General features: G+C 63.9%; 26 protein-coding genes. 17 read left to right on the forward strand and 9 right to left on the reverse strand.

What is annotated here, in order from left to right; genetic code table 11:
* The first annotated feature begins 16 nt into the window (after window positions 1–16).
* Together M3I53_RS13145 and M3I53_RS13150 are read left to right on the forward strand one after the other, a co-directional pair.
* The gene (locus M3I53_RS13145) at window positions 17–985 is read left to right on the forward strand and encodes an ornithine cyclodeaminase family protein (RefSeq protein ID WP_254316432.1); all 969 of its coding nucleotides are present in this window, start codon (window positions 17–19) and stop codon (window positions 983–985) included.
* Window positions 986–1089: 104 nt separating this feature from the next.
* Window positions 1090–1737 carry a transcriptional regulator gene (locus tag M3I53_RS13150; protein WP_254316354.1) on the forward strand — a complete coding sequence of 216 codons (648 nt, stop codon included), beginning with the start codon at window positions 1090–1092 and terminating at the stop codon, window positions 1735–1737.
* Between the two features lie 18 nt (window positions 1738–1755).
* On the opposite strand, the gene M3I53_RS13155 is transcribed toward M3I53_RS13150, so the two are convergent.
* The 5 genes from M3I53_RS13155 to M3I53_RS13175 form a co-directional block, all read right to left on the reverse strand.
* Window positions 1756–3564 (reverse strand): SLC13 family permease, encoded by a 1809-nt coding sequence (locus tag M3I53_RS13155; RefSeq protein ID WP_254316355.1) that lies wholly within the window; start codon window positions 3562–3564, stop codon window positions 1756–1758.
* Between the two features lie 59 nt (window positions 3565–3623).
* A complete protein-coding gene (gene ggt, locus M3I53_RS13160) occupies window positions 3624–5285 on the reverse strand; it encodes a gamma-glutamyltransferase (protein ID WP_254316356.1) in 1662 nt (553 codons plus the stop codon).
* A 69-nt stretch (window positions 5286–5354) separates the two neighbouring features.
* Window positions 5355–5573 (reverse strand): EmrB/QacA subfamily drug resistance transporter, encoded by a 219-nt coding sequence (locus M3I53_RS13165; RefSeq protein ID WP_069262417.1) that lies wholly within the window; start codon window positions 5571–5573, stop codon window positions 5355–5357.
* A 10-nt stretch (window positions 5574–5583) separates the two neighbouring features.
* Entirely contained in the window at window positions 5584–7218 is a 1635-nt protein-coding gene (locus M3I53_RS13170) for an L-lactate permease (RefSeq protein WP_254316357.1), read from the reverse strand.
* A gap of 643 nt (window positions 7219–7861) precedes the next feature.
* Complete coding sequence (locus M3I53_RS13175) at window positions 7862–8113, reverse strand: hypothetical protein (protein WP_254316358.1); 252 nt, start codon at window positions 8111–8113, stop codon at window positions 7862–7864.
* A 413-nt stretch (window positions 8114–8526) separates the two neighbouring features.
* Here M3I53_RS13175 and M3I53_RS13180 point away from each other — a divergent pair, with 413 nt between their 5' ends.
* Together M3I53_RS13180 and M3I53_RS13185 are read left to right on the forward strand one after the other, a co-directional pair.
* Window positions 8527–8742, forward strand: coding sequence for a hypothetical protein (locus tag M3I53_RS13180; protein WP_254316359.1), 216 nt, complete (start codon window positions 8527–8529; stop codon window positions 8740–8742).
* A 118-nt stretch (window positions 8743–8860) separates the two neighbouring features.
* The gene (locus tag M3I53_RS13185; protein ID WP_254316360.1) at window positions 8861–9961 is read left to right on the forward strand and encodes a GGDEF domain-containing protein; all 1101 of its coding nucleotides are present in this window, start codon (window positions 8861–8863) and stop codon (window positions 9959–9961) included.
* Window positions 9962–10028: 67 nt separating this feature from the next.
* Here M3I53_RS13185 and M3I53_RS13190 read toward each other — a convergent pair whose 3' ends face one another.
* On the reverse strand, window positions 10029–11018 hold the full coding sequence (locus tag M3I53_RS13190) for a GlxA family transcriptional regulator (RefSeq protein WP_254316361.1): 990 nt from the start codon (window positions 11016–11018) through the stop codon (window positions 10029–10031).
* Window positions 11019–11124: 106 nt separating this feature from the next.
* Here M3I53_RS13190 and M3I53_RS13195 point away from each other — a divergent pair, with 106 nt between their 5' ends.
* A complete protein-coding gene (locus M3I53_RS13195) occupies window positions 11125–11658 on the forward strand; it encodes a Tautomerase enzyme (RefSeq protein WP_254316362.1) in 534 nt (177 codons plus the stop codon).
* 75 nt (window positions 11659–11733) lie between these two features.
* Here M3I53_RS13195 and M3I53_RS13200 read toward each other — a convergent pair whose 3' ends face one another.
* On the reverse strand, window positions 11734–12057 hold the full coding sequence (locus M3I53_RS13200; protein WP_254316363.1) for a DUF4148 domain-containing protein: 324 nt from the start codon (window positions 12055–12057) through the stop codon (window positions 11734–11736).
* Window positions 12058–12445: 388 nt separating this feature from the next.
* Between M3I53_RS13200 and M3I53_RS13205 the strand changes: the two genes are divergently transcribed.
* The 9 genes from M3I53_RS13205 (at window position 12446) to M3I53_RS13245 (ending at window position 21272) form a co-directional block, all read left to right on the forward strand.
* Window positions 12446–12922, forward strand: a complete 477-nt coding sequence (locus M3I53_RS13205; protein ID WP_254316364.1) for a MarR family winged helix-turn-helix transcriptional regulator — start codon at window positions 12446–12448, stop codon at window positions 12920–12922.
* Between the two features lie 49 nt (window positions 12923–12971).
* Window positions 12972–13964, forward strand: coding sequence for a carbon-nitrogen hydrolase family protein (locus M3I53_RS13210; protein WP_254316365.1), 993 nt, complete (start codon window positions 12972–12974; stop codon window positions 13962–13964).
* Window positions 13965–14046: 82 nt separating this feature from the next.
* A complete protein-coding gene (locus M3I53_RS13215; RefSeq protein ID WP_254316366.1) occupies window positions 14047–14982 on the forward strand; it encodes an NAD(P)H-binding protein in 936 nt (311 codons plus the stop codon).
* A gap of 153 nt (window positions 14983–15135) precedes the next feature.
* Window positions 15136–16494, forward strand: coding sequence for an epoxide hydrolase family protein (locus M3I53_RS13220; RefSeq protein ID WP_254316367.1), 1359 nt, complete (start codon window positions 15136–15138; stop codon window positions 16492–16494).
* Window positions 16495–16565: 71 nt separating this feature from the next.
* Window positions 16566–16994 carry a hypothetical protein gene (locus M3I53_RS13225; RefSeq protein ID WP_254316368.1) on the forward strand — a complete coding sequence of 143 codons (429 nt, stop codon included), beginning with the start codon at window positions 16566–16568 and terminating at the stop codon, window positions 16992–16994.
* A gap of 158 nt (window positions 16995–17152) precedes the next feature.
* Window positions 17153–17572 (forward strand): MarR family winged helix-turn-helix transcriptional regulator, encoded by a 420-nt coding sequence (locus tag M3I53_RS13230; RefSeq protein ID WP_254316369.1) that lies wholly within the window; start codon window positions 17153–17155, stop codon window positions 17570–17572.
* A gap of 90 nt (window positions 17573–17662) precedes the next feature.
* A complete protein-coding gene (locus tag M3I53_RS13235; RefSeq protein ID WP_254316370.1) occupies window positions 17663–18970 on the forward strand; it encodes a chloride channel protein in 1308 nt (435 codons plus the stop codon).
* A gap of 363 nt (window positions 18971–19333) precedes the next feature.
* Window positions 19334–20914, forward strand: coding sequence for an isocitrate lyase (locus M3I53_RS13240; RefSeq protein ID WP_254316371.1), 1581 nt, complete (start codon window positions 19334–19336; stop codon window positions 20912–20914).
* 139 nt (window positions 20915–21053) lie between these two features.
* On the forward strand, window positions 21054–21272 hold the full coding sequence (locus M3I53_RS13245; protein ID WP_254316372.1) for a DUF2945 domain-containing protein: 219 nt from the start codon (window positions 21054–21056) through the stop codon (window positions 21270–21272).
* A gap of 162 nt (window positions 21273–21434) precedes the next feature.
* Here M3I53_RS13245 and M3I53_RS13250 read toward each other — a convergent pair whose 3' ends face one another.
* Window positions 21435–21641 (reverse strand): hypothetical protein, encoded by a 207-nt coding sequence (locus M3I53_RS13250; RefSeq protein ID WP_254316373.1) that lies wholly within the window; start codon window positions 21639–21641, stop codon window positions 21435–21437.
* On the opposite strand from M3I53_RS13250, the gene M3I53_RS13255 reads away from it, so the two are divergent.
* The 3 genes from M3I53_RS13255 (at window position 21642) to M3I53_RS13265 (ending at window position 23282) form a co-directional block, all read left to right on the forward strand.
* Window positions 21642–21959, forward strand: coding sequence for a hypothetical protein (locus M3I53_RS13255; RefSeq protein WP_254316374.1), 318 nt, complete (start codon window positions 21642–21644; stop codon window positions 21957–21959). It begins immediately after the preceding gene.
* A 64-nt stretch (window positions 21960–22023) separates the two neighbouring features.
* The gene (locus M3I53_RS13260; protein WP_254316375.1) at window positions 22024–22431 is read left to right on the forward strand and encodes an OsmC family protein; all 408 of its coding nucleotides are present in this window, start codon (window positions 22024–22026) and stop codon (window positions 22429–22431) included.
* A gap of 5 nt (window positions 22432–22436) precedes the next feature.
* Window positions 22437–23282: a GNAT family N-acetyltransferase gene (locus M3I53_RS13265; RefSeq protein WP_254316376.1), complete on the forward strand. Its 846-nt coding sequence runs from the start codon at window positions 22437–22439 to the stop codon at window positions 23280–23282.
* 15 nt (window positions 23283–23297) lie between these two features.
* Here M3I53_RS13265 and M3I53_RS13270 read toward each other — a convergent pair whose 3' ends face one another.
* A complete protein-coding gene (locus M3I53_RS13270; RefSeq protein ID WP_254316377.1) occupies window positions 23298–24443 on the reverse strand; it encodes a lipocalin-like domain-containing protein in 1146 nt (381 codons plus the stop codon).
* Between the last annotated feature and the right edge of the window lie 4 nt (window positions 24444–24447).

The following is a 24447-nucleotide window of genomic DNA, read 5'->3' on the forward strand; positions in this document are numbered from 1 at the left end:
CCCCTACATGAACGAGATGTCCCAAGCCTTTGCCGCGCCGCTCGTCGTCGACGCCGCCCAGGTGCGCGCCGCGCTGCCCAGCCTCGACGTGCGAGGCGAACTCGCGCGCCTGTTCGCCTCGCTCGGCCGCGGCGACGCCGTGCAGCCGCCGCAAACCCTGACGCTGTTCCCGAAGCAGGCCGGCGACTTCATCACCTATCTCGGCGTGCTCGCCGAAGCAGGCGTATTCGGCGCGAAGCTCTCGCCGTACATCGTGGGCGCCGAAGGCCAGCCGCCCGTCATCACCGCCTGGACCGCGCTCATGTCGATGAAAACCGGCCAGCCGCTCATGTGGTGCGACTCGGCGCTGCTCACCACCGAGCGCACGGCGGGCACTACGGCGCTCGCCGTCGAACAGCTCGCGCCGCGCGAGGCTAAGCGCCTGGCCGTGATCGGCTCGGGCGCGGTCGCGCTGGCGCATCTTCGTCACGTTGCGCCGCTTCGCGCGTGGGAGAGCATTCGCGTGTTTTCGCCGAAGCTCGCCGGCGACGCACAACGCCAGGCCGAACTGCGTGAGCTGGATGCGCGCACAAGCGTGGCGCAGACGCCCGAAGCCTGCGTGCACGACGCCGACGTGGTGATGCTGTGCACCTCGTCGGGCAAGCCCGTGCTCGCGCTGGACACGCTCACGAAACCCGCGCTCATCACCTCGATCAGCACGAACGTCGCACTCGCGCATGAAATCGATCCGGCCGCGCTGCCCTCGCTCGACGTGTACTGCGACTATCGCCACACCACGCCGCAAAGCGCGGGCGAAATGGTGCTGGCCGCGCGCGAGCACGGCTGGTCGCCCGATGCGATCGCGGGCGATCTCGCGGAACTCGTCAACGACACCTGCCCGCGACCGGCGTACGCGCGCCACGCGTTCTTCCGCTCGATCGGCCTTGGCCTCGAAGACATCGCCGTCGCGAACGCGCTGTATACGCATCTGCAAAGCGCACGTTGATGCCCGCTGCTGCGCGGCGCCAACTGATCGCAGTATCATCGATGTCCTTTCTGCCGCAACCCGGTCCCAGTCCGATGCCGAAACGAGAAGACGAGAAAACCCGCGTGAAGAAGACCGCCAGCCCGAAGACCGCGCGCGACCTGCTGCTCGCGCGCTACGCGCACGTGGCGGACAGCATCACCACGCTGTTCTTTCCGTTCGCGGAGGTCGTGATTCACGACCTCTCGGACCAGACCGTGGCGTATCTCTCGAACAATCTCTCGAAGCGCGAGGTCGGCGACGACTCCGCGCTCGAAGACGTCGAGGAAACCACGCGCAACAAGCTGCTCGGGCCCTACGAGAAGGTGAACTGGGACGGCCGGCGCATGCGTTGCGTGAGCACGGCGCTGTTCGACGACGAAGGGCACGCGGCGGGTGTCATGTGCATCAACTTCAACATCGCCGCGTTCGACGACATGCAGGCCACGCTCAACCTCTTCTTGCGCGGCGCAGGCGTGATCGCGCAGCCCGAGGAGCTATTCAGGGATGACTGGCAGGAGCGCATCAACACGTTTCTGCACGGCTGGCTGCGCGAGCGGCAGATCGCGCTCAACTCGCTCACGCGCGAACACCGGCGCGAACTTGTCGAGGCGCTGCACGCCGAAGGCGCGTTCAAGGGCAAGAGTTCCGCCAACTATGTGGCGAAGGTGCTGGGCATGGGGCGCGCGACGGTCTACAAGCATCTGCGCGAAATGAAGGCGGACGCCGAATAGCGCGCAAGCCAGGCCTGACTAGAAGCGCCAGTACAACGGCGCGATGAACACGACAACCGCCATCGACCACAGCACGATCAGCGCACCGATCTTCCAGTAGTCGCCGAACGCGTAGGCGCCCGGCCCGTACGTGACGATGTTCACCGGCGTGCTCATTGGCGTGAGGTGGGCTGCGCCCGCGCCCAGCGCGACCGCGATCAGGAACGGCGTCGCGGACACCCCGAGTTCCCGCGCTGTGGCAACCGCAATCGGCACGGTCACGAGCGCGGAAGAGTTGTTGGAGATGACCTGGGTCAGCACCGCCGCGACGACGAAGAGCCCCGCCATCACGGCGCGTGGACCGCCCGAGCCGACGATCTGGATCACGTAGTCGCCAAGCAGATACGCGAGCCCGGTCTTCGACATCGCAGTGGCGAGCGGGATCAGCGCGCCGACTAGCACGCAGGTGTTCCAGTCGATGGAATACAGCTGGCTGAGCTTGATCACGCGTGTCAGCACCATCGCCGTCACGCAGATCAGCGTGGCCACGGCGGCCGGCACGACATTGGTCGCCAGCAGCACGACCAGCACGGCGAGGATGATGAGCGCCTCGCGAGCGCCGCGACTGAGCGCGACGGTCTGGCGCCGCACGGCCTGCGGCGCATCGACCATGAGGATCTGCGGGTCGGAGAAGTGCTTGTCCAGCGCCTCCCATGTGCCACGAAACAGCAGATGGTCGCCGGCAAGCAGATTCGTGGACGGTCCAGGTACGTCTTCGCCACCCCGCTGGACGGCGAGAACCATCAGGTCGCCTTCGTGCGTCGCCATGCCCGCAAACACGGTTTGACCGATCAACGCGGAGCGCTGCGGGATCACCACTTCCGCAAGGCCTGACGTACGGTTGAACAGCGCATTGGTCACTGCCTGCGATTCCGCGTACGGCTCGCGAATGGCGAGGTGCAGGTCGTTTGCCAGCCGGGCGACAACCTGCGCGTCGCCCCGCACCAGAAGGTGCTGCCCCTCGAGGGCGGCTTGCCCGCCCAGTTCCGCATCCTCTTCGTCCGTGAGCCCGAGGACGCTGAGGCCCGGGTATTGCGACAGATCGACGTCGCCCACCGTCTTGCCGATGAACGGCGAGCCGGCGCGCACGCGCAGGCGGCACACGTCGTCGGCCATGCGGTACTGCTCGACAAGCGTATGCGCATGCTGGCTGAAATCGGCAGGCAGCGACCCCGAACTGCGTTTGGGCAGCAAGAGCGGCCCCAGCACCAGAATGATGACGAGGCTGCCCGCGAAAAGCGGCAGGCCGACAATCGACCATTCGAAGAAGCGAATCGGCGCGCCGCCTGCCGCATCGGCCGCGCTCGCGGCGATGACATTCACAGGACTGCCTAGCAGTGTGAGCTTGGCGCCGGTCAGGCACGCAATCGACACCGGCATCATCAGTTGGGAAGGCTCGAGCCGCGTGCGCACGCAGACGATGACCGCGATCGGCAACATCGCGACAACGGCGCCGTTCATGCCGATCAGCGCCGTCGAGATGGCGGACAGGATCAGCAGCGAAGCGATGAGCCGCTTCTGGCTCTGGCCGGCATGACGAATGAGCCACTGGCCCGCCCATGTGCCCACGCCGGTCGTCTCGAGGCCGATCCCGACGCCGAGCAGCGCGGCGATGAAGACGATGAGCGGATCGCCGAATCCGCCCAACGCCTCGTGCATCGTCAGCACGCCGGTGAGGTAGAGGGCGAGCAGCGACATGACGGCGACCACCGCCGCCGGCAGCTTGTTCCAGATGAACAGCACCATCGTTACGACGAGGATGAGCGAGGTAACGATCATCGGATTCATGTGTTCGACCTTCGTGCGACTTCACCAGTGCGCTAGTCCGCCGTCAGCAGCCGCGAAAGCTAGTAGCCCAGCGCCGCGCCATCCCCGCGCGGATCGGCGCCGCCTTCATAGAAGCCCTGTTCGTGATCGATCCGGATCGCGTGGGCATGTCCCATGTTGTCGTTCCAGTGCGTGACCATCTGCACCGGCTGACCCCGGCGTTTCAGTTCGCGCACGACTTCGTCGGAAATGCGTCCTTCGAGCGACATGTTGCGCGTTTTGGTGCCCCAGGTACGGCCCATCAGCCAGCGCGGCGCCTCGATGGCCTGCTGCACGTCGTAGCCGAAGTCCACGATCCTCGTGACGAGCGCCGCCTGCGTCTGCGGCTGCCCTTCGCCGCCCATCGAACCGAATGCGAGGCAAGGCTTGCCGTCGCGCGACATCAGCGCCGGGATCAACGTATGGAACGTTCGCTTGCCCGGCTGCAGGCTGTTCGGATGATGCTCGTCCAGCGAGAAGAACGCGCCGCGATTCTGCATGATGATGCCGGTGTCGCCACCCATCACCGCGCTGCCGAAGTCGTGATAAATCGACTGGATCAGCGAGACGACCATCCCGTCCTTGTCCGAGGCGCAGAAGTAGCAGGTGTCGCCGTCCGGCGCGCGGCGCTCGTGCGGATGCTGATAGGCAATGCCCGCGGGCACCGTTGCGATGTCGAGCGCACGTTCGGGGTCCAGCAGTTTGCGGCGCTCGTCGCAGTACGCCTTGGAGATGAGCTCGTCCACCGGTATCGCGACGAAGCTCGGGTCGGTAAGCCACTCTTCGCGGTCGGCAAACGCGATCTTCACCGCTTCGGCGAGGTAGTGATAGTAGTCTGCCGTGCCGTCGCCCCACGCGGTGACGTCGTAGCCCTCGATCAGGTTCAGGATTTGCAGCGGCGTGAAGCCTTGCGTGTTCGGCGGCAGTTCGTACACCGTGTTGCCCCGGTACGTCGTGCTGATCGGCGTCACCCATTGCGCGTGGTACGCGGCGAAGTCGTCTGCCTGCAGCGGTGAGCCCGCCTGACCGATCGCGCCGCAAATGCGCGCAGCGAGATCGCCTTCGTAAAATCCCGCCCGCGCGCCGTGATCGGCGAGATGCTGCAGCGAGCGTGCAAGCGCACCCTGCACGAGCCGTTCGCCGTCGGCCGGCACGCGGCCGCCCGGCATGAAGATCGCCGCGGTTTCGGGATATTTCGTGAGGATCGGCACGTCCTGCGCCGTCCAGTCCGCGAGCGAGCGGCTCACCGGCACGCCGTCGCGAGCGTAGCCGATCGCCGGCCCGAACAGGTCCGCCCATGTCAACCGCCCAAAGCGCTCGTGGGCAAGACGCCAGCCGTCAATCGCGCCCGGCACGGTGAGCACGGCCTGTGGCCCGCGCGCCGCGATTTCGTCGGCGCCGGCGCTGCCCCGATAGCGGGCCAGCGTGGCTTGCTGCGCAGCGGGTCCGCTCGCATTGATGGCGTAGACCTGCTCGCTCTTGCCGTCGGCGATCAGCCAGAATCCGTCGCCGCCCAATCCCGCCATGTGCGGGTAGGCGACGCACAGCACGGCGTTCGCGGCAATCGCGGCATCGACTGCCGTTCCGCCGCGTTGAAGCATGGCGACGCCCGCCTGGCTCGCGAGATAGTGAGGAGTCGACACCATCCCTTGCGGTGCGCGGGTGGGCGGCCGACCGGTGCGAGGGCCGTTTGGATGACTCATGATGAATGCGCTCCCGTGATGTTGATCCGGCAAAGCGACACGCTCCAACGCGCGAAAGCGACGAGTCGATCAGGAGGCCCGATCGTCGAACTCGACGCCCGCGTCCCTGACCTTGTCTTTGGAGTGATCCATGAACCGCGTGATGATCGGCAGCGCTCCGCCGGCAATCACGCATAGCAGGCCGAGGCTCAGCAGCAGCGTGTTACCGGTGGTCGCGCCCCTGCTGGTGAGCGGAAAGGCCAGGAACATCAGGATCAGCGCCACCGTTTCTGCAACGAGCTTGTCCATGCCGATGACCTCACGCGAGCATGACGAGAACAATCGTGCCTATCCCGGTGAGAATGGCCACGATGATCGTCCACGGGATGGCGAGTTTCATGACCGCGCCTTCCTGCCCCTTGATACCGGTGATGCTGGTTCCCAGCACGATATTCGCGGGGCCGATCGCATTCCCGTAGGCGCTGCCGGCGGCCTGCGCCGCCACGATCGCCTCCACGGGCAGCGAATGCAAATGCGCCACGTCGCTCTGCAAGCCGCCGAACAGGACATTCGATGCGGTGCTGCTCGACGTCATGAACGCGCCAAGCGCGCCAATCACACTGGCAATGCCCGCGTAGACGAGCGGGGGCGACGCGTCGGCAATACCGTGCGCGAGCACCATGGTCTGTCCGCTGTGATCGAGAACCCGGCTCGTCACGAGGAACGCAATGACCGGCAGCGACGCGGGCACGCCATCCACGATGAGCGAGCGCCCGAGGTTCTCCTTGCCATGACGCGACTGCCAGGCCCCGTAGTAGCCATTCGCGCGATATACGATCCACACGATGATGGCCGATATCAGCAGCATCGTTCCAGGATGGGTGAACGGTGCGAACGGCGCATAACGCGTGACCGCCGCATTCATCACGCCGAACCCTGTGGTCACCTCGGGAAACGGCAGGCCGATACGGAATTGCCGCAAGGCGCTATTCAGCGGATCGATCAGCAAAATACCCAGCGTGACGACCGTGAGCACGACATACGGCAGAAAAGCCATGCCGATGCTCATCACCGGCTCGCTCGCCTCCGACTCGGTACGGACCGCCGTTTCGTCCATTGCCGGCCGCTCCGGCACATCGGCTTGCGGAACCGGGTCGCTGAAACGGCGCCAGCGAGAGAGCGGGTACAGCGCGATCATCGCAATGGCTGCTGCGAGAAAGGTGGAGAGTTCCGGACTCAGGAACGCAAATATCAGCTGGCCGAAGCCGAGGATGGTGCCCAGAATCAGGACGAGCGGCCATGCGTGACGCACTGCGGGCCAGCGTCCGTACAGCCAGACGATCAGCAGGCCGCCAAAGTAGGTGGGAATCAGCAGGAGTAGCGAGGATTCGAACGCGGCTCGCGTCACGTCCTGCACATCCGCCACCTGCAAGGTCGCCAGCCAGCCGACGCCAAGCGTGCCGAAGAACCGCGCCCATGCGTGAGCAATGATCGAAATGGCGGCGGCATAAACCGGCCTGACGCCAATGGCGAGCAATAGCGGCGCAACCACGGCAATCGGCGCGCCGAAGCCCGCGATGCCCTGCAGAAACGATGAAAATACCCAACCGAGCCCGAGAATGACGAACAACTCATTCCGGCTAAAGCGGGAAATTCCATGCCGGAGGGCGTCGTATCCGCCAGCCTGTTTGGTGATCTGATAGAGCAGCAATGCCGGCCACATGACATACAGGATGAATATGGCGTCCCATACGCCCTTCGCACTTGCGACAGTCAATGTCCCAAGTGGAGTGCGGAAGGCGAAAAAGGCAATCAAACCCGCCACGAACATTGCACCCGGGCCAGCCTCAGGCGCGCGCCAGCGAAGCGGCACGAGAAAGACAAGCAGCGCAACGATGGAAAGTGTTGCCAGAATCCAGTGAAGCAGATCGACCGGAATTGATGTGTCAGCCATCTCCTTCCCTCATACCGAGAAAGTCTCCGCTAATGTTGGGAGATTCGGCTCGGAAATCGATTGACCTGATGATAGTCGCTTTTGTTTAAGCCGCAAGCGAAAAATCCAGTAACTTATTTCGTTGTGCAACATTTTTTCCGATTTGAGTGGCTTATTCTTCTTTAAAAATTATTTTGTTATTTAACGTCGATTCTCGATCGATCACCGACATTCGAAAAAGAGCGAAAAGACCATCTCGTGAACGAATCGCGGGTTTCCCTCTATTTCTGTCAACAATGATTGCGCCCGCAATGAAACATCGGCATCTCTGCAGGGAGACATCCCACAGGTTGGGATGCCGGGCGCGCGCCACTAGATCAGGTTTGCTAACGCGCACTCGACCGTTGCGCGCTATATCAACCGTGTACGCGAATTGGGGATCAAATGTAACCGTTTGGATTTTTCCCGCTGCAGCGAATTAGCCGAAGCGCAGCGCTCCGAAAAGCACAGCTTTCGGACATGCCTGCATCGAAATGCGGCCGGTCATTCTACGCGCTGCTTCGCCTCGACATGCTTCCTGCCCGGTCTGGGCACATCGCCGATTCATGACGCATGCCCGCATGCCTGCCGGCACTGACGCAGGATTGACCGCTTAGCCTGCCGGCTACCGTCCGCGCCTTTCGGATGAGAGCCTGCGCTGTTGCGCGACCTCGCGTCTGAGCAGTTCGCGATGCAGCGTCATGGTCTGCATGATGTCGAGCATGACGCAAAGCAGTTCTTCTCCCGCCACGCTGGGGGTGCCGCAATCCCGCTGTCGCTGGACGCGCACCGTGAGCGCCGCCAGCCTCCGTCGAGCTTCCACAAGGTGAAGGTCTGCGGTCAGAAGCTCGAGTTCCTCGGCCGATGGGTCGTTCATGATGCCCCTCCGGATTCGCCGCAATCGGCCGCAACGAATGGCAAGGCTGGCACCGCGACCAGCCCAGTATAGGCTTCGCGCAAATTTGCCGCTGACGCCGGCAGGGGCTTGCCAGCACCTGACGCAGCCGCGTTGAAGATCGACGTTGCCGACCCACGATCCGCAACGCAATGACCTGCGCTCGAAGCGCACACGGTTCCGGAGCGCGCGAGGACGCCAGTCGAAACTATCGCTGTACAAATGAAGGCGGGGGCGTAGTATGAAAACATCCGTCGACTGCGACCGATCCCGCCGCTCCTCCTGCTACCACGTCTCAGGGATCGCGCCGCTCCCCTCCATCGCAGACCACGAATGCTGCCGGCCGAAGTCTCGGGCGGCTTGCGGACCCCTCGCTGGGATTCAGGGAGAGAACTATGCGTACCGATCCAGACCGTTTTCGCATCGACCCAACGCCACGCCGGGCGGACGGGGAATTCATGGCGCACGCGCGCATCAGCACCAGCCGTATCGATGGGAGCGAGTGCGAAGTCCATTCCAGCGGCGATCTCGCCGGATTCGACGCGCGCGAGGATGCGATCGCCTATGCGGAGAACTGGGCAAGGCAATGGCTTGATGCCCGCTTTGGCTAGGCTTCCATCGGCGGCTCCGAGCAATTGCCGCTCCGCGGTTTGCTCGAGAGGGGGTCACGCCAGCTAAAGGAAATTCCGGCCGTGTCGTTATACCGGGGGCGAATCCAAATGTTCCTGAATGGTGGTGGTCGCTGGCATGCCGTACACGGGAAGAAGCCGATTTCTCGAGAAACGACGCAGTTTTCGGGACGCCTCAGAACTGCGTCTATTCCTCGAGAGTGCGGCGCAGAACTCGCGCCATCTCGCTGTGGCGGTCCAGTTCTTCGGGCTCGTGTCGTGGCTCATGTCCCGGGCATTCGCGAATCCTCGTGCGCACTTCGATGTGACAGGCACGCTGGTAGCCGCCAGCGGCATCCTCCTGGCGATGGGTATGACATACGCCTCACGGGGACTGCGAACGGATGCGCTGGGCCGGTTTGCATGCGCGGCGTTCGTGGCCCTGGCGTTTCACTCCAATTTGCCCGGCACCGGCAGTCCCGCGTTCTGGGTGCTTCCCATCGGCGTGGCGATCAACGTGGGCATGGCCCCGGTGATCTCGGGGTATTTCAACTATCTCGCAAGCGCACTGACTGTCTGGGTGATCATCTCCCACGGCGAGGTGGGCGCGCTGATGTCCTCACCGGATCGCAACTGGATATTGCTTTTTGCACTCGCCGCCCTTGCGCTCGGCCTCCTGCTCAATCTTCTCTTCAGACAGGAGCGGAAAAAGACATTTCTGGTGCAGCGCGAACTGGCACGACTCGCATTCAGGGACACGCTCACCGGGATTGCAAATCGCCGTAGCTTCATGCTGGAGGTCAATGAATGTCAGGACCGCCGGTCCAGTGAGGAATTCTGGCTATTGCTCATCGATGTCGACGATTTCAAGCAGATCAACGACACCGCGGGGCACGACGCCGGCGACGATGTCCTGGCCGCCGTGGCGCGAGCCATCGAAGAAAGCGCCAGCCCGAACTTTTGCGGCCGCCTTGGCGGCGAGGAATTCGGCGTGATCTTTTCGGGCAACCAGCAAAGCGCAGACACCCTCGCACGTGAGATCTGCGGCACCGTGGCGGCGGCGCGAATATCCGGACACAGGGTCACGGTCAGTATCGGGGTCTCGAGCATCTCGGAGCTGATCGGTGTACCCGAAACGTTTCGACTCGCCGACCGCGCACTCTACGAAGCGAAACGGCGAGGCAAAAACCGATGCGTGGTCGCCGAACCGGAGTCGTGGTGACGCGCGTCGACAGACGACCTTCGATGTCGATCAGCTCTGACCTATCCAATGAGATGCGCCGGCGCCTTTAGCGGGACGGGCGCGAGAAACGCAACTGATACTCGCGCGGCGAGAGACCCGTTTTGCGCTTGAACAGCACGCGAAACGAACCAGGATCTGCGTAACCGACGCGGTCGCTGAGGTTTTCGAGTGCGATAGGCCGGGATTCCAGCAACTGTTTCGCCACTTCGATGCGAAGATTCTGCAGATATTCGAGTGGCGCGAGGCCCGTGGCCTGCTTGAAGCGGCGGTTCAGCGTCCGTTCGCTCACGGCGAGCCACGTGGCAAGCTCACTTAACCGGAACCCTTCAGTAATCGTCGCCTCCATGCGCTGCTGCGCCCGGGCGATGAGGGGATCTGTGTGCCCGTGCTCGTCGACCAGCGTCGCATAGGATGCCTGATCGATACGATTGACATCGATCAGCAAGGATCTTGCCGTCACGGCGGCGAGCTTTTCGTCGGCAAGCATTTCCACGAGCCGTATCGCGAGATTGAGATATGACGTGACCGCGCCGCTGGAAATTATGCGGTCCTGCCCGGTCAGGACCTCGCGCGCCCGCAGTTCGACGGCCGGATAACGTCGCGCGAAATCAGCCGCCTTCGCCCAGTGCGTGGTGGCGACCCGTCCGTCCAGCAGCCCCGCTTCGGCAAGCAGATAGTTGCCTGTGCAGTAGGCCGCCAGCACGGCGCCGGCCTTGTGCTGGCAGCGCAGCGCCCTCGAGAGTTTTTCGATCTGCTCGCGGCGGCCGATGAAGGCGTCCATGTCGGAGAAAAACGGCGCCGTGAGCAGGATGGCGTGCGCGCCTTTGCGTCCGTCGATCTTGCCGTCTACCGCGATGCTCTGGCCCGACGCCGCCCTCACCGGTTGCCCGTCGAGGGATTCGACACGCCACGCGAAACGCCGCGCATCATGGCCCAAGCGCGCCCCAAGCTGATTGGCGGCGTTGAAAACGTCGATGGGGCCGGCTACGCCGGAGGCCAGAATCCCGTCGTAAACCCAGATGCGGATTGTGATCATTGGCGTGTCCGATATGCCTTCAATAATGGCGATCTTGCCACTTCCTCGCTAACCCGTAAAGCCGCATGATTGCCCCATCCCAACACTTGATTGAAGGAGTAGCGCCATGCCCATGATCGACGCTTTGTGGCCCGAAGATGCCCTGACACCCGAAGCAGAAGCCGGCCTCATCAAGGAACTCACCAACATCCTGATCCACGCGGAAGGCTACGATCCCGGCAACCGGATTGCCCAGAGCGTAACCGTGCTCCATCTGCATCGGCCGGCCGCGGTCTATGTCGGCGGAGAACGCTCGGCGCTGCCGCGCTACCGCATCGTTCCTTCGGCGCCGGAAGGTCAGTACACCGATACATCCCGCAAGGCGCTCGTCAGAGCCGTGACCGAAGCCGTGGCGCGCGCCGAGAACCGTCCGCTCGAAGACGTGGCGCCGCGCGTGTGGGTCTTCCCGACCGAGATTGCGGACGGCACGTGGGGTAGCCGCGGCAGCATCTGGACATTGCCCGACATTCACGCGCTGCTGGAAGGCGAGGCCGAGCGCGGCGTGGGCGCGATGCGTCTCGCGCGCCGACGCCGCGAAAAAGCGCGCACCACGCTCGCAGCAGCGCTCGACGCGGCATCGATGCGGCACGCTGACGAGTGACGGCGAAAGGCTCTTCGCAAGCGAAGAGCCTCTCAATTGCGACGGCCCTTAGGGCCGCGCACACGACAAACATCGTTAATGCGCGTAGATCGGACCCAGTCCGGGAGTGTCCTGCCGGGACGACACCGTAGCCGCGCCGGGGCCTGCCGCCGACGAGGCGTCCACCACTCCGCCAAATCCCGAAGCCACCGCGCCGTTCTGCGCGCTCACGCGTGCCTCGGCCGCCTGAATTTCCTGGGGATAGTTCGCATAGTCGGCAGTGGGGTTGTAGCCCGCCTTCTCGAGCTGGACGAGTTCCGCGCGAACTTGCGCACGCGTGAGCGGCTCGCTGGATTGAGCGAAGGAAACAACCGGAACGACGACGAGAGCGGCAACGACCAGCGACTTGATGAGTTTCATGAGATCCACCTGCAAGCAAAGAATTGGGTCAGACCACGGTTGCGTGGCACGTGCATCCAGTCGCCTCGAACTCTGCTTTGCGACACCGCCGACTGGCATGGACGTATTTGAAACCCACAACGTATCCCGCTCGTTTCCGTGAACCCCGGTTTTTGCAATCCTCCTTGTCCCATGGCGCGATGGATACACGACGATACAAAGTCCGCAAAAATCGCTGCGCGCCGTTCCTGTCGACCCCGCAGCGGTTTTGTATCGCGATGTATCTGGCCGCCGCGTGGAAACATGCACATACACAAAGCCGGGCCGCCCGACACGTGCGGGATACATCGGCACGCTTCAATACGTCAACCGGGCAAACCGCCCCGCACGAACCCTGGAGTCGCGAAGCATGTCCTGCATCGAAACCGTTCCGCACAGCACTGAAGCATCGGCCAGCGTGAGCGCGCAGATCGTCCGCCACTGCCTGCTGACCCGCACCCGGCAGATCGCACGCGTGCTCACCGCTCTTTACGACGAGGCGCTGCGCCCGCTCGGCATCAGTTCATCCCAGCTTTCGTTGCTGGTGCTCGTCGCGGAGTACGGCCCCTTGAGCCGCGCAGCGCTCGGGCGCAAGAACCATCACGACCGCACGACGCTCACGCGCAACCTGCAGCCGCTCATCGCACACGGTTGGGTCGCCGATGGCGAGCCTGGTAGCGACGGCCGCAGCCGTGCGCTCTCGGTCACGCAAGCGGGCCGCGCGCTGCTTCACACCGCCGGGCCGGCGTGGTCCACCGCGCAACAGCGCGCGGCCAGCGTGCTCGGCCTGGAAGGCGCGAGCGCGCTCATGAACATCGCGGCGGATCTGCCGTCTGCCACCGTCTAATCTCTTTTCATCGTCAATGTTGCATATGCAACACCACCAGGAGCCTGCAATGAAAGTCGTCAAAGCCGCCGCCGTCCAGATCAGCCCCGTGCTCTACAGCCGCGAGGCCACGGTTGCCAAGGTCGTGCAGAAGATTCTCGAACTCGGCCGCAAGGGCGTGCAGTTCGCCACATTCCCGGAAACCGTCGTGCCGTATTACCCGTATTTTTCCGCGGTGCAAACGCCCATGCAGTTGCTCGCGGGCACCGAGCATCTGCGCCTGCTCGAACAGTCCGTGACGGTGCCCTCGGCCGCCACGGATGCGATCGGCGAGGCCGCACGCCAGGCGGCCATGGTGGTCTCCATTGGCGTGAACGAGCGCGACGGCGGCACCATCTACAACACGCAACTGCTCTTCGACGCCGACGGCACGCTGATCCAGCGCCGCCGCAAGATCACCCCCACGCATTTCGAGCGCATGATCTGGGGCCAGGGCGACGGCTCGGGCCTGCGCGCCGTGGACAGCAAGGTGGGTCGCATTGGCCAGCTCGCCTGCTTCGAGCACAACAACCCGCTCGCGCGCTATGCAATGATTGCGGACGGCGAACAGATCCATTCGGCCATGTATCCGGGCTCGGCGTTCGGCGAAGGCTTCGCGCAACGCATGGAGATCAATATCCGCCAGCACGCGCTCGAATCCGGCGCCTTCGTCGTGAACGCGACCGCGTGGCTCGACGCCGACCAGCAGGCGCAGATCATGAAGGACACGGGCTGCGCGATCGGGCCGATCTCGGGCGGCTGCTTCACCACGATCGTCGCGCCGGACGGCTCGCTGATCGGCGAACCGCTGCGTGAGGGCGAAGGCGAAGTCATCGCCGACCTCGACTTCTCGCTGATCGACCGTCGCAAGATGCTGATGGACGCAGCCGGCCACTACAACCGGCCTGAACTGCTCAGCCTGCAGATCGACCGCACGCCGACTGCGAACGTTCACGAACGTTTGCAGCACGCCGCTGCGGCGAACGCAAACGAAGGCGAGGAGCCACGTACGATCGTTGCCTGAGCGCGGACTGCATCCGCTCCGGCTGCTGCCACTCCTTAAATGTGTATATACACTCTTTAGTATGACGAAACAGGTAAGCGAAATGACCACTCAAACCCAGCATGACCGTCCGATTCTCGTCGCGGGCGCGGCAGGCGCGATCGGCGCCGTCGGCCGCAGCATCACCGAAAACCTGCTTGCGAAGGGCCATCGCGTGCGCGCGCTGGTGCGCCGCGAGGATGCACGCGCCGACGAACTGCGCCGTCTCGGCGCACAGGTCGTGCTCGGCGATCTGACCGATCTCGATTCGATGCACCGGGCCATGGAAGGCGTCTCGCGCCTCTACTTCGGCATGTCAGTGTCGCCCGCTTACCTCGAAGCGACGATCAACACCGCGGCCGTTGCACGCCACCACGGCGTCGAAGCGTTCGTGAACATGTCGCAGATGACCGTCTCGCAGATGAGCATCACCGAAACCACCGACAGCGTGCAGCAGAAGCAGCACTGGCTCGCCGAGCAGGCGCTCGCCTGGTCGGGCCTGCCCGTCGTCACAGTGCGGCCCACGGTGTTTCTGGAGAGCTTCTTCCTGCTTCTTGCAGCAGAAGGCGTGCGCAAGCACGACGAACTCGTGCTGCCGCTCGGCAAAGGACGGACCTCGCCGATTTCGTCGCTCGACGTGGCGCGTGCCGTTGCGGAGATCCTCGACAATCCGGCGCCGCATATCGGCCAGGTTTATCACCTCACGGGTCTCGAATCCGGCGATATGGAGCACTATGCGCGCCTCTTCTCCGAGGTGCTGGGCCGCACGATTCGCTACCGCGAGGTGCCCGTCGAGGCATGGGCTGCGAAGCTGGGCGATCTCGGGCTTTCCGCGCACGTCGTCAAGCATCTCGCGGTCATGGCCGAACTGCACGCGCAAGGCCGCTACGACCGCATGACCGACGACCTGCGCAGGCTCACGGGTCAGGCGCCGATCGGCATGCGCGAATTCGTGACGCGCCATGCCGCGGCGTTTGCGAGCGGCGCGGCATCGGCTTGATGCGACGCACATTTGCGTGCCGGGACATCCGGCTCGAATCCCGTTGGCGAGCGATGCGCAACTGCAGCGCCCACGCGCGCCAGCATGACTACGCCTGGTATTGCGAAGCATCCACGTGAGCTCTGCCTTCAATACCAGAAAAACGGAGTACCTATGTCTGACGATTTTCTCATCCCGTCGCCGTCGCGCCGCCGCTTCATGGGCGCGACCGCGGCCGCCGTGGCGGCAGCCTCGCTGAGCCAGCTGGCGTTCTCGCAAACCCTGCAAGACATCGCGCAAGTCGAGACCGCGCCGAACGGCGACAAGACCGCGATTCGCCCGCTGCGCGTGCATGTGCCCGAAGCGCAGCTCGTCGATCTGCGACGCCGCATCAAGGCCACGCGCTGGCCCGACAAGGAGACCGTGAACGACGATTCGCAGGGTGTGCCGCTCGCCATGATGCAGGAGGTCGCACGCCACTGGTCGACCGACTATGACTGGCGCCGCTGCGAAGCGAAACTGAACTCGCTGCCGAACTACATGACCGAGATCGACGGACTCGATATCCACTTCATTCATGTGCGCTCGAAGCATGAGAACGCCATGCCGCTCATCGTCACGCACGGCTGGCCGGGCTCGATCATCGAACAGTTCAAGATCATCGACCCGCTGACCAATCCCACTGCTTACGGCGCGAGCGCTTCCGACGCGTTTCACCTGGTGATTCCATCGCTGCCGGGCTATGGCTTCTCGGCCAGGCCGACCGGGGTGGGCTGGGGTCCCGAGCGGACTGCACGTGCGTGGGTCGTGCTGATGAAGCGCCTTGGCTACGAGAAGTTCGCGGCGCAAGGCGGCGACCTTGGCGGCATCGTCGCCAACGTGATGGCCAAGCAGGCGCCCCCGGAACTGCTCGGCATTCATGTGAATTTTCCGGCGACGGTTCCGCCCGAAATCGTCAAGGCGCTGCAAGCCGGCTCGCCGCCGCCAGACAATCTCGGCGACGACGAAAAGCACGCCTACGAGCAGCTCGCGAGCGCAGCCAAATCGCGACGCGCCTACGCACTCGAACAGGGCACGCGCCCGCAAACGCTCTATGGGCTCTCGGATTCGCCGATCGCGCTGGCCAGCTGGCTCCTCGATCACGGCGACGGCTATATCCAGCCGGCTGCGGCGCTCACCTCGGCCGTGTACGGGCGCGACGTCAACGGAGAATCGGCGGGCGCGATGACGCGCGACGACGTACTCGACGACATCACGCTCTATTGGCTTACGAACACGGGAATCTCTGCCGCGCGCTTCTATTGGGAGTCGCATTTCAACTTTACCGCGGCCGCCGACGTATCGGTGCCGGCGGCAGTAAGCGTGTTCCCACGCGAGAATTATCAGGCGCCGCGCAGTTGGACCGAGCGCGCCTATCACGATCTCATCTACTACAACCGGCCCGACAAGGGCGGCCACTTTGCGGCGTGGGAACAGCCGCAACTGTTTGCGCAAGAGGTGCGAGCGGGCTTGCGGCCGCTGCGCCAGCAATAACGCGCGAGCCGTTTTGTACGGCGCTGGGGCGCGACTCCCGGCGCCTGCCTGAAACCCAAGGAACGTCCGACATGAAATTCAACGACACTGCGCCTGTATTGGCGCCCGAAAACGCGCCGCCGCTCTGGCTGGCGAGACTGGCAGAAAATGCAACGCTGGAAGCGACCGTCCTGAAGCGTCCGATAGACGGCCGCGCAGATATCCTCGCCGTTATCAGGCATGCCGTTTCTCTCTATGAATTCCAGCATCACAGTTACAAGGGAAAAATCGGCGATAGCCTCTACATGGAGTCCTACCGATCGCAGATCCAGGGAGAACCGATCGAAACCGTGGTCGTCGCGCATCTGAACCAGAATGGCGAAACGGATGCGGTCGTCATCAACCATCGGCCGCTCAAGGCAGCGCTGTTATTTTCGGCGCTGATGTGGGAGCGGGTAGACGAACGATTCCGCGACCACTATCTGAGCGGACCGGAAGCAGCGGCCATGAAGACGATGTAGGTCACGGGGCCGCCGGAGGTGCTCGCGCTGATCGAGCGCACGCGCGCCAGTGCGTGGTAACCTCCCGACAGCCGGTCCGCCCCGCCATCCCCTGCCCGCCGCAACCCGCTTGCCCGGCGCGGCATCCTGCACGACCGGCAACGCATCAGGAACAGCATATGAACTCAGGCAAATCAACCAGGAGCGCCCCGCCAGGCAAGCGCGAACTCGAAGCGATGTCGGCGTTCCGGTACGACCTGCGCAAGTTTCTGCGGGCTTCCGAAGAGATCGCCAACGCCGCGGGCATCACGACGCTCCAGTACCAGTTGTTGCTGCACGTATGCGGCTTTCCCGACCGCCGCTGGGCGACCGTCGGCGAACTCGCGGAGCGGTTGCAGGCGGCGCCGAACGGCACCGCGGCGCTCGTCTCGCGCTGCGAGTCGGCCGGACTCGTGACGCGCAAACCCGATCCCGCCGACCGTCGCCAGGTGCAGGTCCATCTCACGCCCAAAGGCGAAATGTTCCTGCTCGAACTCGCGGCCGAGCACAAGGCGGTCTATGGCGCGTTCGGCTGGGTGTTCGACGAGGCCGCCAGCTAGCCCATCCCGGAGCCGGTCTGCTGGACTGGCGCGGTGGAAAGGGCTATTTATGTCACAATGTGCCTTAAATGCCATTCTCTGCGGCCACCCATGCGATTTTTGAACATCATTGATCGGCGCACGATTGTGCGAAGCCATCGGCGCTGGCGCTATTTCGGCGTGTTCTGGGTCGGCGCCATCGCGACGGGCCTCGTCGCGGTCATGTACGCGCGGCTCGTCGACTTCGGCTTCGACGTCTTTGTGCAGATGACCGCGCATAACTGGTGGCTGCCGCTTGTCATCACGCCGGCGATCGCCGCGTTCAGCGTCTGGGCCACGCGCCGCTGGTTTCCGGGTTCCGAGGGCAGCGGCATCCCGCAGGTCATCGCAACGCTGCACGACGTGCGCGAGTTCGGCCCGCGCCTGCTCACGCTGCGCATCCTGATCGGCAAGATCGCCCTGTCGTTCCTCGCGATCCTCGGCGGATTCACGATTGGCCGCGAAGGGCCGACCATCCACGTGGGCGCCGCGCTGATGTACAGCCTGCGGCGCTTCTACCCGGCGCGGCTGCGCAGCATGTACGGCGTCGGCCTCGAATACAAGCTCGCGCTCGCGGGCGCCGCCGCGGGCCTTTCCGCCGCGTTCAATGCGCCGCTCGCGGGCGTGGTCTTCGCCATCGAGGAGCTCACGCGCAGCTTCGAGGCGAAAACCAGCGGCGTGATCATCACAGCCATCATCTTTGCGGGCGTCGTCTCACTCGCGCTGCAAGGCAATTATGTGTATTTCGGCACCATCGCCATCGGCGGCCATTTTCCCGATCTGCTCGCGGTCGCAGTCATTCTCGTCGGCGTGATCACCGGCCTCGCGGGCGGCGTGTTCTGCTGGCTGCTGCTCAACACCGAACGATGGATGCCCGCCCGCTTGTTCGCTCTTCGAAAAGAGCGGCCCGTCGCGTTCGGCGCGCTGTGCGGTTTGTTCATCGCCGTGATTGGCGTGGCGAGCGGCGGCCACCTGTTCGGCAGTGGCTATGCGGAGGCGCGCGGCATGCTCGAGGGCCATTCGCAGCTCGGCGTCGCCTATCCCGTGCTGAAAATGGCCTCGATGGTGGGCTCATATCTGCCGGGTACGCCGGGCGGCCTCTTTGCGCCTTCGCTGGCGATCGGCGCCGGCATCGGCAATGCACTGCACATGGTGTTCGGGCAGATGCAGTTGCCCATGCTGATCGCGCTCGGCATGGTCGGCTATCTAGCCGCCGTCACACAGAGCCCTATCACGGCATTCGTCATCGTCATCGAAATGATCGACGGCCACGCGCTCGTGATTTCCTTGATGGCCACCGCGCTCGTGTCGAGCCAGGTCTCGAAGCTGTTTGCGCCGCCACTGTACGAAGCCTTGGCGCATCGCTATCTGAAGCATTGACGCGCGTTGAGATGTCTGTTCGTCAGAACGGACGTCGACAAAGCCCTCCCACCCATCGTTGCTCGCGCCATCCGCCCTCGCCTCCCCGGCAACCGAAAGCGCACTTCACATCGTGAAATGCAGCTTGAACTCTCGACGCCGGCGCCATTCCGCTTTATGAAAACATGTTCTACAGCGCAAAAATTGTTCGCTAGCTCGTTGATAAATAACGAGTAAATAACTCATATGTCTTATATAAGACTTTGCTGCGACGCATCAGGAACCCCCTACAATTGAGTCATGCAGTTCGCTTCGACCTACGCAGCGGCACGCTGAAGCATTCATTCAATCGCGCTTTGCTCTTCGGAGACTCAGGAGATACACATGGCTCAATATCAAGACGACATCAAGGCAGTGGCTGGTTTGAAGGAGAAACAGGGCAGTGCCTGGAATGCCATCAATCCCGAATCTGCCGCGCGCATGCGGGCCCAGAACAAGTTCAAGACGGGCCTCGACATCGCGAAGTACACGGCGAAGATCATGCGCGCCGACATGGCCGCTTACGATGCCGATCCGTCGAAGTACACGCAGTCGCTGGGCTGCTGGCACGGCTTCATTGGCCAGCAGAAGATGATCTCCATTAAGAAGCATTTCAACAGCACCGAGCGCCGCTACCTTTACCTGTCGGGCTGGATGGTGGCCGCGCTGCGCTCAGAATTCGGCCCGCTGCCGGACCAGTCGATGCACGAGAAGACCTCCGTCAGCGCGCTGATCCGCGAGCTGTACACCTTCCTGCGCCAGGCCGACGCCCGTGAACTGGGCGGCCTGTTCCGCCAGCTGGACGCCGCGGAAGGTGCTGCCAAGGCCGCCATCCAGGAGAAGATCGACAACCACGTCACTCACGTCGTGCCGATCATCGCCGACATCGACGCGGGTTTCGGCAACGCGGAAGCCACCTACCTGCTGGCCAAGCAGTTCATCGAAGCCGGCGCATGCTGCATCCAGATCGAAAACCAGGTGTCCGACGAGAAGCAGTGCGGCCACCAGGACGGCAAGGTCACCGTGCCGCACGAGGACTTCCTGGCCAAGGTCCGCGCCATCCGCTACGCCTTCCTGGAACTGGGCGTAGACGACGGCGTCATCGTGTGCCGTACCGACTCGCTGGGCGCCGGCCTGACCAAGCAGATCGCCGTGACCAGCACGCCGGGCGACCTGGGCGACCAATACAATTCCTTCCTCGATTGCGACGAAATTTCGGCCGACGCACTGGGCAACGGTGACGTCGTCATCAAGCGCGACGGCAAGCTGCTGCGTCCGAAGCGCTTGCCGAGCAACCTGTTCCAGTTCCGCGCGGGTACGGGCGAAGCACGCTGCGTCCTCGATTGCATCACCTCGCTGCAAAACGGTGCCGACCTGCTGTGGATCGAAACCGAAAAGCCGCATATCGCCCAGATCGCCGGCATGGTCAACGAGATTCGCAAGGTCATCCCGAACGCCAAGCTCGTGTACAACAACAGCCCGTCGTTCAACTGGACGCTGAATTTCCGCCAGCAGGCGTACGACGCGATGAAGGCCGAAGGCAAGGATGTGTCGGCCTACGACCGCGCCCAACTGATGAGCGTGGAGTACGACGAGACCGAACTGGCGAAGGCCGCCGACGAAAAAATCCGCACCTTCCAGGCCGACGCGTCGCGCGACGCCGGTATCTTCCATCACCTGATCACGCTGCCGACGTACCACACCGCTGCACTGTCGACCGACAACCTGGCCCGCGAGTACTTCGGCGACCAGGGCATGCTCGGTTATGTGGCTGGCGTGCAGCGCAAGGAAATCCGTCAGGGCATCGCCTGCGTCAAGCATCAGAACATGTCCGGCTCGGATATCGGCGACGACCACAAGGAGTATTTCAGCGGCGAAGCAGCGCTGAAAGCGGCGGGTAAAGACAACACGATGAATCAGTTCTGATACTCGTCAGCCCCAAGGCAAAACGCCAACCCATATGGGTTGGCGTTTTTTTTCATCCGTCGCGATAGCTCGCCCGGACCCCGCCGCAGGAACGGCGAATGCGGCTCCGGAGGGGGTTCAACTACCGGAGCGCACAATCATGTCCCATCGACTGAAAACAGGCGATCGCGTCACGTGGAACACCGCCGAAGGCATGACGACAGGCACGGTCGTCCGCCGGATCATCAGGGATACGGAACTGGAAGGCCACACTGTCGCCGCGTCGAAGGACGACCCATATTACGAGGTCGAAAGCGAAAAAGACGGTCAGCACGCGGTGCAACCCGCTGATGGACTCGAAAAGGTGCACAAGCACTGACCTGCCCGGGGGCACAGTCGAGATTCATCGGCCGGGAGCCCGACCTCTTTGAGGGACAGGCTCGCTGCTCCCTGTACAACTCGAAACGTTCTGTGCACGATGAGCCGGTAAACTTTCCGTGCGGCCAAGCCGATGGCTTGCACAAACGCACCGGTGTTACCCTCATAACCCTTTCCCCGGCACGCGGCCGCCGGGGAATATGACCTGGAACGTATCGTGGACGACCGATTCGACCGACGCGAACTGTTGCTGCACCTTGGAGATGTTCTCGAAGCGATGCGCAACGTCGGCGCGACTCAACCCTTTTCGCCCGTTGCGCATCTTGCGTCGCGCGAGCCTTCCTTGCAGGCGTTGCCCTTTCTGCAGCACATGTCGCCTCGTATGGGTGCGAGAGAGTTTCTTGAACGGGCCGCAAGCGCCTACGCGAGCTGGCCCAGGGCGCTTCTCGAGACCGAACTCAATCGCATCGGGCTGGCCTCGACGGTGCAGCGCGAACTCTTCCCGGACGATCCGCAAGGTTGGGCATCGTACGCCGCCTATGTCAGGCAGAAGGTCAGCTGGTTCGGACTCGAACTCGACGACACGGTCCACGCCTCGACACGGGAGAACGATCGTGACGACGAGAACGGCGGAACGTCACAGTCACCTGCGGCGAGGACGGGCTGGCCATGGAAGCCGATCGAGTAAGCTACGCGCCGCCGCTTCGCCAATGATCTTGCGCGCACGATCGCGCCACTTTGAGGAGTCGTCCATGCCGCTCGCTACCGCTACTGCCAGCCTCGCCGCCGACGCGCCCAACTACGTCGTCGCCATCGAAGCTGGCCGCCACCCTCTGACGGGCGACGAAGGCCCGCACGAAGGCGGCGAGGATCGCAGCCCCGCGCCATTCGCGTTCGTGCTGTCGGGGCTTGCCGCGTGCACGGCCGCCACGCTGCGCATGTACATGCAGCGCAAGACCTGGCCAGCCGCCGCGATCGCCGTCGAGGTCAGCCTGCATGCGGATCACGACGGGACTCAGTACATCCGGCGCGGCGTCGCAGTCGGCGGACCGCTTGAAGAAGCGCAGCGCGCGCGCCTTGCCGAAATTTGCGAAAAGACGCCTGTCACGCTCTTCATCAAGCGCGGCACGCGCATCGACACGACGTTGCGCATTGGATGAACGTCATGGATCAAACCGGCGACTTCATCGTACGCACCATGTCGGCCGACGAGGTGGCCCTGTCGGTCCAATGGGCGGCTGCAGAGGGCTGGAACCCCGGGTGGCACGACCCCCGCTGTTTCAGGGAAGCGGACCCGGACGGTTTCTTCGTCGGCGTCTGGCGCGGCGAGCCGGTCGCGTGCCTCTGCGCCGTCGCCTACGACGACAGCCTTGGCTTCATCGGTCTCTACATCGTGAAACCCGGATTTCGCGGCAAGGGCTTTGGCTCGCGGGTCTGGCAGCACGGCATGCGTTACCTGGGAGACCGTAACATCGGTCTCGATGGCGTCGTCGCCCAACAGGCGAACTACGGGAAGTCCGGGTTCCGGCTCGCGTACCGCAACATTCGCTATCAGGGGCACGTGAGCGGCATCGGGTGCGCGTGCGTGGCGCCAGCCGCGGACGTGCCGATGGAGCATTTGCTTGCCTACGATCGCACCTGTTTTCCCGCGGCGCGCGAGCGTTTCCTCCGCGCCTGGATCGCGCAGCCGGATGCCGTTGCGCTCGCTACCGTCGACGCGGGCCGTGTCGCCGGATACGGCGTCGTGCGCCGCTGCGAGGCGGGCTGCAAGATCGGCCCGCTCTTCGCCAACGATGCGGACGTTGCCACGGGCCTCTTTCGCGCGCTGGCGGCGAGCATGCACGGCGAAGTCATCGTGCTCGACGTGCCGGAAACGAACCCTGCGGCCGTCGCGCTGGCAGAGCGGCACGGTATGACGAGCGTGTTCGAAACCGCCCGCATGTACACGAAAACCGCGCCCGCAATTGCGATCGATCGCGTGTTCGGGGTGACGTCGTTCGAGCTGGGTTGATCGCTGTTGATCGCGCTAAAGCTGGAGCCGCTGAACATAGCCGGTGAGTTCGAGATAGCCGCGTCCTAGCGGTTTTCCTGCGGGTTTCGCGGCGGTGTTTGCGGTGCCTGTGCTCGCCGCGTCCGCGGGAAACGCCGTCACCGCGCCCTCCCAGTACACCGCGCCGGTGGTCGCGCGGCTGTCGAACTCCTGGTCGTCCATGAGCGGCACCAGCGTCAGATGCATATTCTGCGCGTCGACACGCATCGCCACCGGATACTGTGCGCCGGTATGCGGCGAACGCCACTGGCGCAGCGGCGTGAAGCGAATGCTGTCGGGTGCCAGCGTATGTGTGCTGCCATCGGCGGCGCGCAGCGTGCCGCCTGCCCAGAACTTGCGGCCGGCCTTGTCGCGAATCTGCAAGGCCATCAGCGCGCCGCCGTCATCGAAGTTGATGCCGATCCAGTCCCAGCCGACCGCATCCTGGGCGAGCGGCGCCGACGACCATTCGTGATCGAGCCACGCCTGCCCTCGCACGTGCGCGGCGTTCCTGTCCGAATCATCACCGCGTTTGAGCACACCGTCGACTTGCAGCCACGGTACGCTGTAGTAGTAGCTCGCTTCGTCCGGCAGCGGACCTTTGCGGCTATACCCGCCTGCGCCGTTGACGAGCATCGGCTGCGTCGGCGCCAACGTGAAGGCGAACGCAAAGCCGGGCGTGACGACGCTCAGGCGGTAGCGGCCGTCCGCGTTGCGCTCGAGCGACCAGTCTTCGATATGTACCGCCGTGTCCGTCTCGCTCGCATCGGCGAGACCGAAGCCGCGGCGTGCAATGCGCTGGTCGTGCTGCAGGCTGCCCGCATGCGGATCGCTGAGTGCCACATTGGCAAACAGCAGTTGAGTCGGTGCGAAGCGGCTCGGATTCGCGTCGTCGAGCGCGGGGCGCGTGCGGAAGAACGTCGCTTCGAAGCCCAGCGATGCGTCGGCAGCCGCGTTGGCGTCCGTTTGCAGCCAGCCGGTCACGTACCACCATTCGGTGCGATAGCTCGAATGCGCGCCATAGTCGCGCGGGAACACGAGCGGCTGTCCGCTCATCACCGCCGGATAGTCCGGCATGCGCGCCCACGCAGCGCCTGGCAACAGCGCGGCTAGCGGCGACAAGAGGAACGTGCGCCGTCTCATCGCG

The organism is Paraburkholderia sp. CNPSo 3272 (assembly GCF_024206495.1).
Taxonomy (GTDB): domain Bacteria; phylum Pseudomonadota; class Gammaproteobacteria; order Burkholderiales; family Burkholderiaceae; genus Paraburkholderia.